Annotated in this window: 13 protein-coding genes; 9 read left to right on the top strand and 4 right to left on the bottom strand. The window is 45.8% G+C overall.

The genetic code is table 11. The features are described 5' to 3' along the window. The first annotated feature begins 80 nt into the window (after positions 1-80). From DF182_RS32205 to DF182_RS29085, 9 genes are all read left to right on the top strand, one after another. The gene (locus DF182_RS32205; protein ID WP_147243584.1) at positions 81-485 is read left to right on the top strand and encodes a hypothetical protein; all 405 of its coding nucleotides are present in this window, start codon (positions 81-83) and stop codon (positions 483-485) included. A 424-nt stretch (positions 486-909) separates the two neighbouring features. Then, a complete protein-coding gene (locus tag DF182_RS29115) occupies positions 910-1,500 on the top strand; it encodes an RNA polymerase sigma factor (RefSeq protein WP_113619269.1) in 591 nt (196 codons plus the stop codon). An 82-nt stretch (positions 1,501-1,582) separates the two neighbouring features. Continuing rightward, complete coding sequence (locus DF182_RS29110; RefSeq protein ID WP_113619268.1) at positions 1,583-2,761, top strand: FecR family protein; 1,179 nt, start codon at positions 1,583-1,585, stop codon at positions 2,759-2,761. 126 nt (positions 2,762-2,887) lie between these two features. Next, positions 2,888-6,043 carry a SusC/RagA family TonB-linked outer membrane protein gene (locus DF182_RS29105; RefSeq protein ID WP_211327237.1) on the top strand — a complete coding sequence of 1,052 codons (3,156 nt, stop codon included), beginning with the start codon at positions 2,888-2,890 and terminating at the stop codon, positions 6,041-6,043. Between the two features lie 59 nt (positions 6,044-6,102). Beyond that, positions 6,103-7,704, top strand: a complete 1,602-nt coding sequence (locus DF182_RS29100; protein ID WP_113619266.1) for a RagB/SusD family nutrient uptake outer membrane protein — start codon at positions 6,103-6,105, stop codon at positions 7,702-7,704. A gap of 499 nt (positions 7,705-8,203) precedes the next feature. After that, positions 8,204-8,386, top strand: coding sequence for a class I lanthipeptide (locus DF182_RS32200; RefSeq protein ID WP_147243583.1), 183 nt, complete (start codon positions 8,204-8,206; stop codon positions 8,384-8,386). Positions 8,387-8,411: 25 nt separating this feature from the next. After that, entirely contained in the window at positions 8,412-8,612 is a 201-nt protein-coding gene (locus DF182_RS32195) for a class I lanthipeptide (protein WP_147243582.1), read from the top strand. A 200-nt stretch (positions 8,613-8,812) separates the two neighbouring features. Next, entirely contained in the window at positions 8,813-9,226 is a 414-nt protein-coding gene (locus tag DF182_RS29090; protein WP_113619264.1) for a DoxX family protein, read from the top strand. Positions 9,227-9,506: 280 nt separating this feature from the next. Next, positions 9,507-11,276, top strand: coding sequence for an ABC transporter ATP-binding protein (locus DF182_RS29085; protein WP_113619263.1), 1,770 nt, complete (start codon positions 9,507-9,509; stop codon positions 11,274-11,276). 49 nt (positions 11,277-11,325) lie between these two features. Here the strand turns inward: DF182_RS29085 and DF182_RS29080 are convergent, their stop codons facing one another. The 4 genes from DF182_RS29080 to DF182_RS29065 are packed head-to-tail and all read right to left on the bottom strand — an operon-like array spanning position 11,326 to position 16,970. Then, entirely contained in the window at positions 11,326-11,670 is a 345-nt protein-coding gene (locus DF182_RS29080) for a hypothetical protein (RefSeq protein ID WP_113619262.1), read from the bottom strand. 4 nt (positions 11,671-11,674) lie between these two features. Next, a complete protein-coding gene (locus DF182_RS29075) occupies positions 11,675-14,095 on the bottom strand; it encodes a penicillin acylase family protein (RefSeq protein WP_113619261.1) in 2,421 nt (806 codons plus the stop codon). A 40-nt stretch (positions 14,096-14,135) separates the two neighbouring features. After that, positions 14,136-15,302 carry a glycosyltransferase family 9 protein gene (locus tag DF182_RS29070; RefSeq protein ID WP_113619260.1) on the bottom strand — a complete coding sequence of 389 codons (1,167 nt, stop codon included), beginning with the start codon at positions 15,300-15,302 and terminating at the stop codon, positions 14,136-14,138. Positions 15,303-15,356: 54 nt separating this feature from the next. Further along, positions 15,357-16,970, bottom strand: coding sequence for an MBL fold metallo-hydrolase (locus tag DF182_RS29065; protein WP_113619259.1), 1,614 nt, complete (start codon positions 16,968-16,970; stop codon positions 15,357-15,359). Positions 16,971-16,983 lie beyond the last annotated feature (13 nt).

Genomic DNA, 16,983 nt, shown 5'->3' with positions numbered 1-16,983 from the left:
GAACCACTTTAGTACTGTAGACCAATTGGTCAATTTTCACCAACCCACTATTTTCTTCACTTTTAAAATGTTTCTACTTTATGAAAAAGTCATTCTTAATTACTGTAGGATCTATTATTTTTCTCTCTTTATTATTGGGTCCTGCCATTTTAACTTCCCAACAGGAAGTCAAAGCGGCTTCAGATCCCAAGCCAAAAAATTCTGTACATAACAATTTAAACAAGGCCAGAAGATTTACTACTTACCTTAATCAGGGAGGCTTTTGTTCACCCGGTTGCACAGGATTAATAGTGAATGCCAATAATCCAAATTCTTCCCAAGGATATACTTTAACAATACGTAATGATTGGGAGCAAGGCATAAAAACGGGTACCCAGTACTTTCAGGTCTATGTACTTCCAGGCGCGTCTGTGTATGTGGGTTGTAGCATAACCTGCTATCTATCGCCCATTTACAATAGATACACTATTGTTGGCGAACAATAATAGTAAACCATCTTCCTCCCGAAAACTGTAATCCCTATGCCCGGGTGAATTACATTTTACCGATTCCGGTTATCGGGAGGAAGCTCAGGGGTCATCCCTGCGACATTTATTTTTCTGTCATTCATCCCCCCTGCATTGGCAGTATTGATGGTACTTTCCGTTATAGGAACAATCGTATTAATATTCTTTATACGCGATGCTAAAGCAGCAGACATTAAGGTTTAGCTGACTTTATACCCCCTGTCCCGTCCTCGTAGCAATATACCCCAGCAACAGTAATCAGGATATTCCCATAAATACGTTCCCCTCTACCTCCACTTTTATTTCCTTCGCCTGTTTTCTATCTTTACAAACATATTATTAATTAATTTCTTATTTCTTGCTTTTCAATTAATAACCGGCGACAAAAAACTTTTTAAAAGGTATGGAGCGTATGTCCATGGAAGAAGAAGTACTGTTAAGGATGGCCCAGGGAGATGAATCGGCTTTTTCGAGCATCTACCGGCACTACCATCCTTCTTTATATATATACCTGCTGCGCTTCTGTAAGGTCCCTTCTCTGGCAGAAGACCTGGTGCACGACGTATTTCTCAAGATCTGGGAGATCAGAGGCCGTATCAACCCTCAACTTTCTTTCAGCGGGTATCTTTACCGTATTGCCCGCAATCATGTATTTAAAACCATCGCCAAACTGGCCACTGACGGACAGATGCGGGCACAATTATACCAACAGCTGGCCGGTATTGATCCGGAGCATCCCGATGAATGGGTACGGACAAAAGAATATGAGCGTCTTTTTGAGGAAGCGCTTTCAAAGCTGACGCCACAACGGCTCAAAGTATTCCGCCTCTGTCGTCAGGAAGGGAAAAGCTATGACGAAGCGGCTGCCATACTGGGTATTTCCCGTAATGCAGTGAAAAAACATATGGTACTGGGTATGCGTTTCATCGAGGACTATGTGTATCGTCATGGTGACATACTGATGGCTGTCTGGCTAATCTCCACCCTTTACTAAAAAAAATTTTCCACTGGGGGTACCCTCCTTTTATATTTCCGGATATTATATAGTACCCTTTGTTTTCAACGGGGGGAATAATATGCCGCGACCTGAAAATTACTACGAGAAACTGTTACAGCAGTACCTGGACGGCCAATGCAGCCGGGAGGAACTGGAGACCTTATTCGGATATCTTAACACAACCGCATCCAAACGTCCCCTGCTGATGGCCATGAAACGGGAATTTGAGCGTGTCATGAACGAAAAACATGACGTGCCTCAAGTCCTTGGAGACCGTATAGAAACAAGATTGTTACAAGAGATCAGCCGAAGCAAGGTAGTACCAATACGTCCCTTCCACTATCTGAAATGGGGCGCTGCCGCTGCAGTTGTTGTACTCATATCAACAGCTGCTATCTTCTATATCTCCCGCAAGCCCGTTGCACCCAAACTGGCACTACAACAGGTTATATCCGTAGGATCACCTGGCATCAACAAAGCGAAACTCACACTATCAGACGGCTCCGTGGTCACGCTGGACAGTGCCGGCAACCGGGTGATCCAACAGGGTGATATTAAAGTACAACAGCATAACGGGCAATTGCTTTACCCACTTACCACCGGCCCTTCATCCATTGTTAGTTACAACCTGCTGGCAGTTCCCCGCGGTGGACAGTTTAATGTAGTACTGCCCGATGGAAGTCATGTCTGGCTCAATGCTGCGTCCAGCCTGCGTTATCCTACTGCTTTCTCCTCCAGCAACCGTACGGTGGAAATACAGGGACAGGCTTATTTTGAAATAAAACCGATGCCAGATCAACCGTTTATTGTAAAAGTGAACAATATAGAAGTACAGGTACTGGGAACCAGCTTCGATCTGATGGCCTATGCCGACGAACCGGTAACCCGCACCACACTTGTACAGGGAGCTGTTAAAGTTAAATCCGGCGATAACGAAAAACAGCTGCTCCCCGGGCAGGCAGCTGCAGTGAACAATACCACCGGAGCGCTCTCTATACATACTGCGGACCTGAAGGAAACAACAGCGTGGAGAACAGGCTTCTTTAACTTTGAAAACGCCAGCCTGGTCAGCATACTGAAGCAGCTGTCGAGGTGGTATGATGTGGAAGCGGACTATCAGTCGATACCAGATGGTAACCGTTTCGGAGGATACATCAGCCGTAACCTGCCACTACAGGAGGTACTACCTATGCTGGAAACAGACAAGGTAAAACTCAAACTGGAAGACAGGACAATCAAAGTAATACTGATCCGGTAAAATATCAGCCTGTACTGCCTTTTTCTTTACAATAACTATAACCTGAAAATGCCCAAAACAAACATGACTGCAACCAGACCGGTTGTGATTTGAAAACCTCTTTGTTCAACCAAAATGTTCTACGTTATGAGATTCACCGTCTTCCTGCTACTTGCGGTCTGCCTGCAATGCAGCGCAGTAGCCTTATCGCAGCAGATCACGCTTTCGGAAAAAAATGTGCCCCTAAAAAAGGTACTTAAAGAAATGGCCACCCAAGCTGGAGTGTCCATAGCCTATAGCGAAACCCTGATGTCTGCTACCAAACCTGTAACGATTGAAGTCAAAAATGCTTCTATGGAACGGGCACTTGAAATAGCGCTCCATGACCAGCCGGTACGCTATACGATCAACAACGGCCGCATCCTGCTCAACAGCCGCTCCCATGCAGTGGCCGATTCCGCGTTGATAGTCACCGGCAGAGTCACCAATGAAAAAGGAGAACCGATACCCGGAGCCAGTATCCTCATCAAAGGCACAAACATAGGTATGGCCACCAGCAACGACGGGCGGTTCGAGATCAAAATTCCCAGGGAGAATGTTACGCTCATCATCAGCGCAATTGGATTTCAGCCAACGGAAATAAGCGCTCAATCTCAGACCAATATGGAAATCCGGTTAAAAACGGGTACCAGAAGTCTCTCTGAAGTGGTGGTAATGGGCTTCTCTGAAGTAGAACGCCGGCATGTGGCGTCCTCAGTTGCCCAGGTAGATGTAAAATTAACCAAAACCAGACCCATAGCTAAACTGCAGGAGGCATTTACCGGCACCGTCCCGGGTGTTACCATTCAACAAACCACTAACTTACCTGGTAGTGTACCCGGCATTACGATCAGAGGTATCAGCACTTTACAGAATGCCAGTCCCCTCGTTATTGTAGACGGAATGGAGCAAAGTTTAAATGATATAGATCCCAATCAGGTGAAAAGCATCACGGTACTGAAAGACGCGGCATCTGCCTCTATGTATGGTTCCCGGGGCGCCAACGGCGTAATCATCATAGAAACGGAGCGCGGGCAAATGGGACGGTTTAAGGTAGATGTTAACTCATGGGGCGCATTACAACAACCTATCGATCTTCCCAAATTCGTTAACGGCATCGACTATATGAAGTTAAACAACGAAGCCCGAAATATTCAGGGACAAACGCCTCTTTTTACCGACGAAGACATCCGCAAGATGGGATCCGGAGAAACTCCTTCTGTAGACTGGATGAAAGAAGGAATGCGGCGCAGGGCCAATTCACAAAATATTTCCATGAGTGTTTCCGGAGGCGGCGGTATCGGCTCTTTCAACCTGATGATGGGATACCTGAAAGAAAATGGTCTTAACTCATACGAAGGCTCCGGTAAATACTCTGCACGATTTAATACCAATGTGAATATAGCAGATAAATTTGTTTTACTGGCTGATTTCTACGCCCATCGCCTGCAAATTAACCGGCTGAAGGAAAACGACGATGGAACAGGGTTGTATGAAAATCTCTGGAAAATGAATCCTACCCAACAGATATACTATCCCTCCAGTGATATCCCCGAGCATTATATGTTGTACAACGACATGAATCCGATCGCTTCCATCAACCGCGGAGGCTCCCGGAATAATCTGTATGATTTCAGCTCCGTGAACCTGCGGCCAAGATATAATATCAGCAAACATCTCAGCCTGGAAGGCAATGTGTCCTATCAGATTAGCAAATCGGCGAATAAACGTCAGCGGGAAACTTTCAAATTTTACGATGGTAACGGCAAACCGGTGAAAATATGGAAGAATGAAGTGGGAGCTGACCAGGACGTTAGTCAAAGTCAGTTGACTGCCCGCGGACTGCTTAACTATACAGGCAGCCTTCGTCATCAGGCCGACAAAATATATGTCACCGCCGGCTCAGAGGTGATGAGCTTCAATTATACCGACTATAAAGAAATTGCCAAGGCTTCTTTTTTCGGAAAGCTGAACTACTCTTTTAACAACAGGTACATCCTGGAGTTCACCGCCCGCGGGGATGGCAGCAGTAAATTTGCTCCTGGCAAGCAGTGGGGCTTTTTTCCTGCAGGCGCTGTAGCCTGGAATATTACCAATGAACAATTCATGAAGGGGCTGGTAAATAATAGTATTATCAATAACCTCAAATTACGTGCTTCCTATGGCCTGATAGGTAATGAGAACGTAGACCCCTATTTATGGGAAGAGAACGTAAACGAATGGGGATGGCTGATGCGTGTACCCAACATGAATTTCACCTGGGAAAAACAAAAACAGGGAAACATCGGACTGGAGCTGACGCTGTTGAATAACAGGCTTACCCTGACAGCAGAAGCTTACAAGAAGAACTCTTACGATCTGATCTATTCGAGGTTCCCGGTACCGCCCATCACCGGCTCTAACTCACTTGAAGCAGCTTTTAATATCGGAGAAGTAGAAAATAACGGATACGAAATTTCGGTACAATGGCAGGATAAGATCGGTAATCTTGGTTATAGCATAGGCGCTATGTTGTTTGACAACAGAAATAAAGTGCTGAAAGCTGGCTACAGAAATGGAGACACATTGATCTTTAAAGATGATAACGATAAAATCTGGTACAAAGGGATTGCTATTGATAACTACTATGGCTATAAAAGCGATGGCTTTTTCCGGGACCAGAGAGATGTGGACGCCACCAGGGCCAAACTTCCCAATATGCTTCCCGGCGATATTAAATATGTAGATCAGAATGGTGATGGCATCATCAATGATGCTGATAAAATAAACCTCGGAGATCCCTTCCCCCATCTGAATTATTCCGTAACGGTAGCCTTACAATATAAGAACTGGGACTTTAACCTGTTGGGCCAGGGAGTGGGCAAAAGAACGGGACGCCTGAACGGTCTGGAGGGTTACCCTGTATTGGTGGATGGCAGCAGCAATTCATTGGGGAGGCCACGACAGTATTATGCTGATAACCGATGGACACCCGAAACACCTGACAGCAGGTTTCCCAGAGTGTGGACAGGATCAAGCACCAATGCTTATCTCAGTGATGTCTGGCTGGGCAATGCAGCTTTTTTCAGAGTGAAAGTATTACAACTCGGATATACGTTCCCGTTACAAGGAAAAACAATCCGGAACGTACGGGTATATGTGAATGCACAGGATGCCATTACTTTCACAAGATGGGAAGGACTTGAACCGGAGCGGGATGGCGGCAATGGTAACTATCCACGGATGGCTGTTTACAGCCTTGGTGTCAGAGCCACCTTGTTTTAGCAGGTAGTAGCCTGCACAACAGAAAACTATATTTCAATCAACTGCAAAATATGCATACGATGAAAAAGAGACTTATCTTATTGTTATTATTCTCCGTAATCCTGCCGGCATGCCAGAAGTTTCTGGACAAACCAGACCCTACTGCCACCAAATTCGATGAGTTCTTTAATACAGAAGAAGACCTGCGGCGTGTTGTATACAGCACCTACCTGGATGTGTTTACCAACCAGGGCGACAGAAGGTTACTTTTTTATATGGATGACAGTAAATCGGATAATGCTTATAGCAGAGTGGAAGGCGATAATCATCAGCGTATTGCCAACGGTAGCTACGACGCCAATACCAGGGCTTTTGAATATTACTATACCATTCACATGAAACATATAGGCCGTTTAAATACTTACCTGAAAAGTATCAATACACCTTATGTGGAAGATGAAGCCATCCGCACAAAATACAAAGGCATACTGGAAGGGCTCCGGTGCTGGCACTATTTCAAAATGGTTTCCCGCTGGAGTAACATTCCTTTTTACCTCGAGCCGGTAGATATCTCAAAAGTAACACAGCCGGCTAAATCAAAAGAGGAAATACTGAATACACTTTTCCCAATGGCCGAGGCAACTGCCAATACGCTCCCGGACAAGGAATACAATTCAGATGCCTACATGTTCAACAAATACTCTCTCAAAGCCCTTATCATGCGATATGCGTTGTACCATGGCCGTTATGAGCTGGCGGCGCGTCTGGCTAAAGAAATCATGGATAGTGGCAATTACTCACTGTATCCGGTTTACGGAGATCTGTTCAAGTACAAAGGAGACAAGATAAACAAAGAGTTTATCATAAAAATGGACATGCAGAGTCATGGAAACAGTGGTACTAATTCTTTTGAGCACCTGGGTCCGCATTTCCGGACTGGAAAAGGACAGTCCTACTCTGTGCCTTTAAAATCACTGGTAGACGCCTACTGGACTTTACAAGGTAATAAAATTGATGAATGTCCCTATCATAATAAACAGGACTATGAGCTGGACCCGAAACTCAACAGGGACCCGCGTTATACAGCCAGCATCATCGGTCAGGGAGATATGTTTGTCAACGAACCTATCGACATATATGACCAAAACAGTCCGATGTTCCATGAAAAAGAACGTGCCAGCCGCTCAGGTTACTGGTTCAGAAAATTTGTGGATGAAACAGATGCATTCAAGGATAATGGCAATATGTATTTCCCGATACTGAGATATGCAGAAGTACTTTTGACATATGCAGAAGCCCACATTATGATGAATAATATTGATAACCTTTCGAAAAGTTGTATCAACCAGGTCAGGACCAGGGCCGGCCTCGATATGAAAGAAGCGGATGTTAACTTACCAAAATATGCAGCTTACACGCAACAGCAATGGATCGACCTGATCAGAAATGAGCGGAGGATAGAACTGGCTGGCGAAGGGGTAAGATATGATGATATCCTAAGATGGAAGATTGGAGACCAGGTAATGAATAAACCCGCCCTCGGGCATACACGGTTAGTGAATGGAAACCTTGTTTCACTAAAGATAGAAGACCGTTCATTTCAGTCGCGCAATTATTTATGGCCGTTTCATTCGGGCAGTTTAAAAATTGAACCGGGGTTGACACAGAATCCGGGATATTAATCTGATCTATATCAAACATATATAAGTCAAGGGGCCGTCTCTTCTTTGGAGATGGCCCTTTTTGGCAGCTTATCTACTTCGGGAAAAAATTTTTTTTCATATTCTGTTTTACTACCTTTCAGTATATCGAATGACCAACGTATTACACCATTATCTATATCAATCCCGTAGCCTCGACGCCCAGCAAGATGTAACCTGAAATATTACCCGTAAAATCCGCCAGTTATGAAGAAAAAAAATGTTATCCAAAAGAAGATGTCATTTAGCAAGACAACGAAAGCTCCCCTCAATTCTCAGTAGCAGACAATGACAGCCGGTGGCGCGTCCTGTGAAACTATCCATTTCACAGATGACCGTTGCATTTCCTGCTAGTATCATCAATTTTATATTCTGATGGAGACTGCCAACAGTCGTTAGCTTTTTCTGCCTTTTTTATTCTTTCCCCGGGCCTGCCCGGATGGTATGTTATTGCCCATAATTGTCCAATAAAACAATAAACATGAAAAAGAAACAAGTATCTCTCCAGAAAAAACTGTCCTTCGCTAAGGTTAGCGTAGCGCCGCTGAATGCAGGTCAGCAGCAACAAATCGCCGGTGGGCAAATGGCTCAGACTTCGCCGGCTTACTGTCGTTCATATACTCCTACCTGCGATACTGTTCAGGTATTTACAGGTCCTTGCTGATTTTATAACCTTTAAATGTATCAAAATGAAAAAGAAACAAGTATCCCTCCAGAAAAAACTGATCCTCGGTAAATCTACAGTGGCAACGCTGAATGCAAGCCAGCAACAACTGATCGCTGGTGGTCTCCCTACGGTTACCAGAATCCTCAACTGCCCGTCCAATGCTGACACCTGCGCTACTATACCTCCCGGAGGTCACGCATGTCAGATCTGCCAGACAGAGTAGTTTGCCGGCTATAAAAGCTCTAAAACACTGTTTCCATGGCCGCATTATCCGAATGGATAATGCGGCTTTTTTCTTTTGAAATGCTCACCTTCCCGGATGTCCAGTTGAGCCCCTATTATGTCCACTTCCCCGGATTACAGTTGGCATAGCTGGTCACTACCCCCAATTTTGTGTCATCAATCACCTAAAACACATTGGCTATGACACAAAAATCCACATTCATTACTTACTGGACAGGCGCATCTCTTTTATCTTTATGGTTTGGCGCCAGCGGATTCTTCGAGCTTACCCGCAACCCCATTGTATGGGAGATCACACAGCAACTGGGTTATCCTTCGCATTTCATTTATATCCTTGGCGTATTCAAACTTACCGGGATCACAGTACTGCTGGTTCCCAACAGACTGCTCCGCCTGAAGGAATGGGTATTTGCCGGCATTTTCTTTGATATCCTTTTCGCTTTCTTCTCCAAGATTGCTGTGCTGGGTTTTGCCGCTACCATAGACGCGATCATCGCTTTCACCATCGTGAGCGTGACCTACACCATGTTCCGGAAATTATACCCTGCCACTTTCGCCGTGGCAGTACCAACAGCACAATTGGCGAGCATCTGAGCAGGAAGCGGGAAGTATAACAAAAAGCCTGACGTTATTCGTCAGGCTTTTTAACGCAGGTTCTTCATCAAATTCATCCAGCCCTTTACGGCGAGCCAATGTCTATTCGGTTCGTTTCAACTTACTCCCAATTTTATTTCCGTTTCCACGTTATATCAATCATAAAAACCAATATATTTGACATGCATTTAAATGAGCCCTGATTCCTGTCAGCTTTTCCTATACAGGGCTTCAAATCCCAATCAATGCATCTTCATTGTTCAACCTTCAATCTTTTTACATGAGAATCCCGATAGTACATGCCAACAATATGTCCTCTCCGTCTGCATTGGCACAAACCCTGAGGTTATTCAGATATCTGAAGCCACATTGGCCAGCATTGAGTGCAGGCATATTCTCCCTGTTGCTGATGAGCCTTGCAGGGCTGGCCTTTCCGAAGATGCTGGGTATGCTGATAGATGTCAGTGCTAAACCACATACTTCCGCAGACATCCATCGTATTGGTTTATCATTACTGGGCGTACTGATAGCGCAATCCATTTTTTCTTTTATCAGAACGGTCCTGTTTGCGAACGTTTCTGAAAAAACACTGGCGGCACTACGCCAATCTGTTTATAACCATCTTATACAACTCCCGATGCAATTCTACCAGAACAGGCGTGTGGGGGAACTTAGCAGCAGGTTATCATCAGATACTGCCCTTCTACAGGAAACGCTGACCAATACTGTATCAGAGTTTATCAGGCAGGTCATTGTAGTAATAGGTGGTTTTGTTCTCCTGATCATGACATCTCCGGGGCTGACCGCTTTTGTACTTGCCATCCTTCCGGTTATCACAGCAATCGCTTTTTTCTTTGGTCGTTTTATCAGGCAATATTCCAAAGGTATGCAAGACCAGATTGCCGCTTCCAATACGATTGTAGAAGAAACACTACAAGGGATTTTCAGCGTAAAAATTTTCACCGGTGAATTCCGTGAAATGGCCCGCTATCGCGAACATACCAATAAAGCAGCCCGTCTGGGTATACAGGGAGGTAAATACCGCGCGGCCTTTTCTTCTTTTGTTATCCTGGGCATATTCGGCGCGCTGGTAGCTATCATATGGCGTGGGAGCGTCATCGGCCTGGATACCGGCGAACTATTCTCGTTTGTGTTGTATGCAGTTTTCATTGGCACTTCCATCACTGGCATGGCAGAGTTATATGCATCATTACAAAAGAGCCTGGGCGTCACTGAAAACCTGTTCAGTATTCTTGATGAACCGATAGAAGCAGTTACAGATATTAACGGTATTGAAAAAGCACATCACCTTCATGGAAATATCAGTTTTAAGAATGTCAGCTTTCATTATCCTTCCCGGGAAGAAGTGCCGGTGCTCAGGAATATGTCTTTTGAAGTAAAAGCCAATCAGACAGTAGCCGTAGTAGGCCCCAGCGGTGCAGGTAAGAGCACGCTGGTATCGCTGCTCATGCGCCTGTATGATCCTGCAAAAGGCCAGGTCATATTCGACAACAGCGACGGCCCCATCATCCCTTTATCTGCATTGCGTTCCCAGATAGCGGTAGTACCGCAGGACGTATTTCTGTTTGGCGGTACTATTGCAGAAAATATCGCCTATGGAAAACAGGGAACTACAAAAGAAGAACTGATCGATGCCGCTAAAAAGGCAAATGCATGGGAATTCATTCAACGGTTCCCGGATGGGCTGCAGACGATCGTTGGCGAACGCGGGATCCAGCTTTCCGGTGGGCAGCGCCAGCGCATCGCCATTGCGCGCGCTGTGCTGAAAGCTCCCAAAATTCTTATTCTGGATGAGGCTACATCTGCTCTGGACGCGGAATCTGAACGACTGGTACAGGATGCACTGAATAACCTGATGGAAGGCCGAACCTCAATTGTTATTGCCCACCGGCTTGCTACCATCCGACAAGCGAGCAACATTGTTGTCATTGATCGGGGCGCTGTTGTAGAAGCAGGGACACATACAGAACTTATCAATAAACACGGGGGCCTCTACAAACAGCTGAGTGAAATGCAGTTCATGCAATAAAAAACACAGGATTAACCAACCTTCTTTAACGGCTGATCCCTGGTGTGAATTATGATTTGCGATACACCAGGGATTTTCCGGCATACAGCGCAAGACCCGTCAGCAAACCACCTGTCAGCGCAATAACCAGCAGGATGATAATATCCGAATGAGTTGCAAACCTGTTGATGATATTTCCCTGGTATACCGTATGAAAATAAACCCCTGCTCCCAGCCAGGCAATAAAGCCTGCTAAGAACCCGATGGGAAAGGAAGCTATCTTCCATTTTTTCAACGTTACAATCATGCCTGTCACCATAACAGGAATTGTAAAACCCCACCAGGGAATTACCGTTATCAGTCCGATACCGGCCACCACTGGCAGCAGGATCAATAATGTCTTAATATTGTTCATATACTTATTTTAGTGTCCAGCTGTTATCTGTTCCTTCTCTGGCTTCCTTCTCTGATATAAAGAATGTAAGCGGATAGAACTTTCCCTTACTCCAGTCATCAACGAAATTATCAAAATAGCGGCTGCCCGGGTCTCCGGACTGGCCTCCGGCGTAGATGCCGAATGCTCTTGGTCTTTTTCCCAGCTCCACTACCATTCGCCACGAAGGTCCCCAGCTGTCAGATAATGCATTGATCACTTCCGGGTTTCCTGCTCCGGGAATCCCTCTTCTGCTAAAGGCATCGAGGTTGCCCATATACATCACGTTCACCCTGTTCACTTCACCCCAGCCCACACCTTCTTTGGACTTTCTTTTATTGTACGTTTCCACGGCACTCAGGAAGGCCATCTGCACGATGTCTCCCGCCTTTTCCTTCTCCACTGTATGCTGCTTGTCAAAGTATATGTTTCCCGGATCATTCCGGATAAGGTCCAGGAGGAGATAGTCGTCCGGCAGGATTTTTCCGAAAGCTACATCGCTGAATTCATCCCAGGTAAATGTTTTGATGTTCTTCCACCACAGTTCGAAAAGCAAGGCGTTCTTGTCATTCAGCTTATAGGCGCCAGCCCATGCGCCCAGGGAATCCAACATGTTGGGCACGCCCCCTGGAAGCCGGGTGCTGTCTATCTGTGTGAACAATACCGGTAATGCCTCCAGGGCGAACGCGTTCTGATTGTCCAGCTGCATATTCTCCATGCTCTGTAAATCAAAGCCATTGCCGGCTTCCAGTAATTGCCGGATACGATTGGCCCTGTTTTCCCTGAAATAACCATTGTAGTAATAAGGATAGTTACTATCTGTGGGATGCTGGTTGGCAGCGATTACATAATTGCAGGGAGGATTAAGCAGATGCGGCAGGCTATCCTGTGGGATGTAAGCCGTACTGAGGTGCGCGCTTTTGCTGCCATCCAGGATGAAACGGCCTTGTTCCGGCCATTTCACCGCCATATGTCCCTGATGCGTTACAGCGATCGTATTATCCTTACAGGCGAATGTAAAACTCTGTATAGGCGAAGCATAGTGGCTGATGGCTTCCCGGTATGTATTGTAGTCCGTTGCTTTGTTGAGCATTATAAAACACAGGAATTCATTTGACGGCCGGTGTAACTCCCATTTCAGCGCATGCCATGCAAGGGCTGCATTGGCGCCGGTAAAACTGCTGTTGTAAGGAACGGGGCCATGCACCGTATAATAAACGGTATCATAGAAGGGTGCCTGTCCTCTTCTCTTTATTTCTTCCACTCTTTTCTCTAGTGCCAGGTACTTTCCGTCCAACTCATATTGCTGGTGGTCTGGCGAGAACTTTAGTTTATACCAGTCTTTAACGTCATCACAGCCATTGGCGACGCCCCATGCGATGTTTTCATTGAAGCCTATAATTACGGCAGGTGTTCCGGGAATCGAAACACCGTATGCGTTCATGTGGGGCGTTGTGAGCTGCATTTCCAGCCAGACGGCGGGTAATGAGAGATTCAGATGCGGATCACTGCATAACAATGGGGCTCCTGAAACTGTTTTTTTACCCGAAACAGCCCAACTGTTGCTTCCCAGCCTGGGATTATGCCGGTTCACGGGAGGCGCTACACCTGCCAGCAGGAAAGAACTGTCCAGATAATCCGGTGCAGCGGCCACAGATACAGGAGCTGCCTGTCCCGGCGCTGTACTATAGGTTACCGGGGAACTGTGCTTGTTGAAGTCAGGGAACAACAGGTTGAATTTTTCTTCTCCTATAGCCAGCCGCATATGCGTCATCAGATAATCTTCTTCATAACCCGACAAGGTATTGCCCATATACTTCATGACCAGCGCTGTCTTCAGTTCAGACCAGGGTTCCGGCTCATAGTTGAGCAGTTTGTACTCCAGCGGTAAGTCCTTGTATGACAAGGTTCGGATATAAGCGTTCACTCCAGCTGTATAAGCAGTAAGCGCCCTGGCAGTAACCGTGTCCTGCATGATCATGTTCAGCGATGCTTTTGCGGCTTCCAGCATGCCTATCCTTCTCTGGTTCCGGTCATGGTCCAGGAATCCGTTGCTGAATATTTCAGACAGCCGGCCAGCGGAGAGATAACTGATAAAATCCATCTGCCACAAACGCATCGCTGCGGTAACATATCCCTGGGCGAAATAAAGGTCCGCATCATTTTCCGCATATATATGCGGCACCTTCCTCTTATCAAAAAAAACGCGTACTGATGCGGCAACGCCACTATGTGAAAGCGTAAACGTCCGGTCGAGACGCTGATCACTTTCATTCTGCAGCAAGCCCCCAAAGGGGTTCAACAGCTTTCCTAACGGTGGCATAACCGATAGCTGCGATGACAACAGGAAAATGAGACCAGCCAGTAATACAGACGGCAGTAGTGTCCTGATATTTATATGCTTCATATGGTTGCTTTAAAAATTCAGCCTTCCTTCTCCATCATCATTACGACCTTATTAAACCGGTTTCTGTAATCCGCTGATTCAAAAAATCAGCCAGTACATCAGCGGTATACTCTATGCACGGCAATTGGTCGTTTAACTCTTTTTCTTCTTCCGACAGGTTTTTCAACTGGACGATCTCTTTGCGGTCCCCTTTCTTTTTCAGCAACAGGCAATTCACAAGCGGAGACCCGCCCCACCATTTGGCAGCGGTTTCCCTGGGGTCTCCGTATTGTCCGGTATATGTAACCATCAACGGTACATCCTCCAAAGGCAAACCATTATTGACATAATTGTTATAGATACTGGAAGCGCAGTGCATCAACCCGGTACATGGCCCAAATACCAGCCTGGTATAACCAGATCCGATCAGGCAGAGATCTTCACGAAGACCCATACTTTTAGAGAAAATGATCCTGTTCATATTTTCAGCGCCAAGCCATTCCCTGTAGAATTCTTCCTTACCGATGCTTCTCTCATCAAAAACCAGCACCTTTGCATCGCTATTGTTCAGCAATGATGCCAGCACATCAAAGTATACATCAATCCTGATCAATTTCTCTCTATTGGAAGTTGAGTCCAGCATGATAAACAAGCTATCATTTTCTTTCATGCCCCTTGCTTCCAGCCATGCATCCGCCCATTTCCTTTCTGCATCGCTGATATACAGCTGCCCTGATCTATGGACTTTTAAATACATCTCCAGTGATTGCAGCACAGGAAAAATAAACCGTGCTTTAGGCCCTGGCGGCAGCAGCAACTCCGATAAAGAGAGCACCACAAGATTAAACCTGCCGCTGAGGATCTGCTCTTCATACCGCCTTTGGAACATCGCCAGCACCGCCTCTTCACGATAGGTAGCAACAACGACTACATCAAACCGGCTGTAATCCAGTTCCAGCCAGTTTGCAGAGGATATCTCATCCAAATGCGGATTATTTGCAAGAAACGCCTTGAAGAAACGGACATTTTTCAGGTTGAAAGAAACGGCAGTCAGATTCGCTTTGTTAAAGAATGTCCGCAGATACGGCAGCTTATCCACAAAGAGGCAGCAGTCTCCCAGGTAATTTACTCTGTCTTCAAACAGAATCAGCACCTGGCTGATACTCTCCGTACGGAAGGATACCGCCTGCTCCGATAATTTATTCAGTATTGCTTTTGATTTTTCCATTGCTATGATTTGAGTTATTATACGCATAGGGACGTATTGGTTTCCCCCAAAGTGCTATACCAGTTTTTCTTCATATTGATACAGGATTTCTTTTTCACCAAAAAGCCTTTCCGCAGTGATACCCCGGTTGATACATTCCGCCACGAGCAGGTTGGATTGTACGATAGGCCTGGACTCTTCCGTATACCTGATAGTGCTGATAAACTCCAGCCATGGTTCCATCCCCATCGCATATACGTAGACTTCTTTCGGGTGGAAAATATCGACCAGGTGTAAACCTTTTTCTGCATTACAACCGGCCAGCCTTCTTGACTGATCTTTGTCGCGCGACAGTTCCTCCGTCAGCAGCGGGCCATACAGCCATGTCAGCGGAGCACCATCACACTCCATTCCCAGGAATATTACATCCACGTCGCCGGTTACACGTTGAATATGTTCATACAGTTTGGCTTCCAGTACCCGCGAATCCGCAACAAAGAGGAAAGTAAACCTACCGGCTGCAACGTGGTAGCATGTTTTGGCCTTCACATTCAGATCACAATGTTCTCCCGTAAATGGCAAGCCGGTTATTGTACAGCCACCAAACGTGAGCTCTTCCATTTCATCCATCTCAATTACATTCTTAAACCCGATCTTATTAAAGGCCAGTTTGATATTAGGGTCCTGCAAAGCCCCACTGGTAGTCCTTGGAACGATGATGTTTTTAATTTTGTGGCGAAGCGGCAACAGTGTTTCAAATAAAATGTGGTCCTGGTGGTTATGCGTGATCAACACATAATCTATCTCATCCGGAATATCTATATCCGAGAAATGCTCGATACTCGATTCGTAGCCATAGTAGCTGATCAGGGGATCGACGAGTATGCTGACCTCCTTCGTTTCGATGAGAATACAGGCATGACCGAAATAACGCATGCGGACATTATCTCCATCATACTTTTTGTAAGCAGGATGTTCTTCCTGTGTAAAAAAGGTATTAAACAGGCTCCTGTCTTTCTCTTCCACGCCCAGTATAGCGGCTATTTCATCTATTGAACCGGCGGTCCTCTTCATTTTACTCAATGCATCTATACCCGGATGATCGAGCGGAATACTGAGATGTAATACATCGGGAGTATCGAGCCTGGCGGTGCTGAGGCAGAACGGACGTTCATCATTATTGGTGATCCAAAGGGCTATGCTCTGGGAATCTTTATTATAGAACTTACTTTTATACAATAACGATTCGAAAACCCTGAAGGACGGGTTATTATTGAGATCATACACCAGTTCAACATAACCTTTCAGTATTTCAGGCACTTTTTCATACAGGGTCTCGAGCGAAAATCCTTTCGCATTTGCCTTCAGCATTTTATCCAGTTCTGTTATAGCTTCAGCGAGTTGAACAAGGTCGGCCTGGTTCCGTAGCGTGTCTTCTTTTAGCTTCCTGATACTTTCCACGCGTGGCTCCTTGTAGTCCATAAAGGGGCCTCCCAGCATCTGGGGATTCATTACAGCGGCGGCATGTACCTGCGGGGCCTGTATATAGGAGGTCATAATCTTCAGATGTCTGCCAACCACGTTCATGGCTGCCGTAGCCGGAGATATCAGGTGCGACCAGGCATACCATCTTCCGATCAAAGGTTCTATAACTACATTTGGCTTGAGGTACCAGTTTTTACTTTCCATGATTTTTAGTTTG

The organism is Chitinophaga flava, from assembly GCF_003308995.1.
Lineage (GTDB): Bacteria > Bacteroidota > Bacteroidia > Chitinophagales > Chitinophagaceae > Chitinophaga > Chitinophaga flava.
The sequence above is the reverse complement of the archived record's forward strand: the minus strand, read 5'-3'. Positions and strand labels throughout refer to the sequence as shown.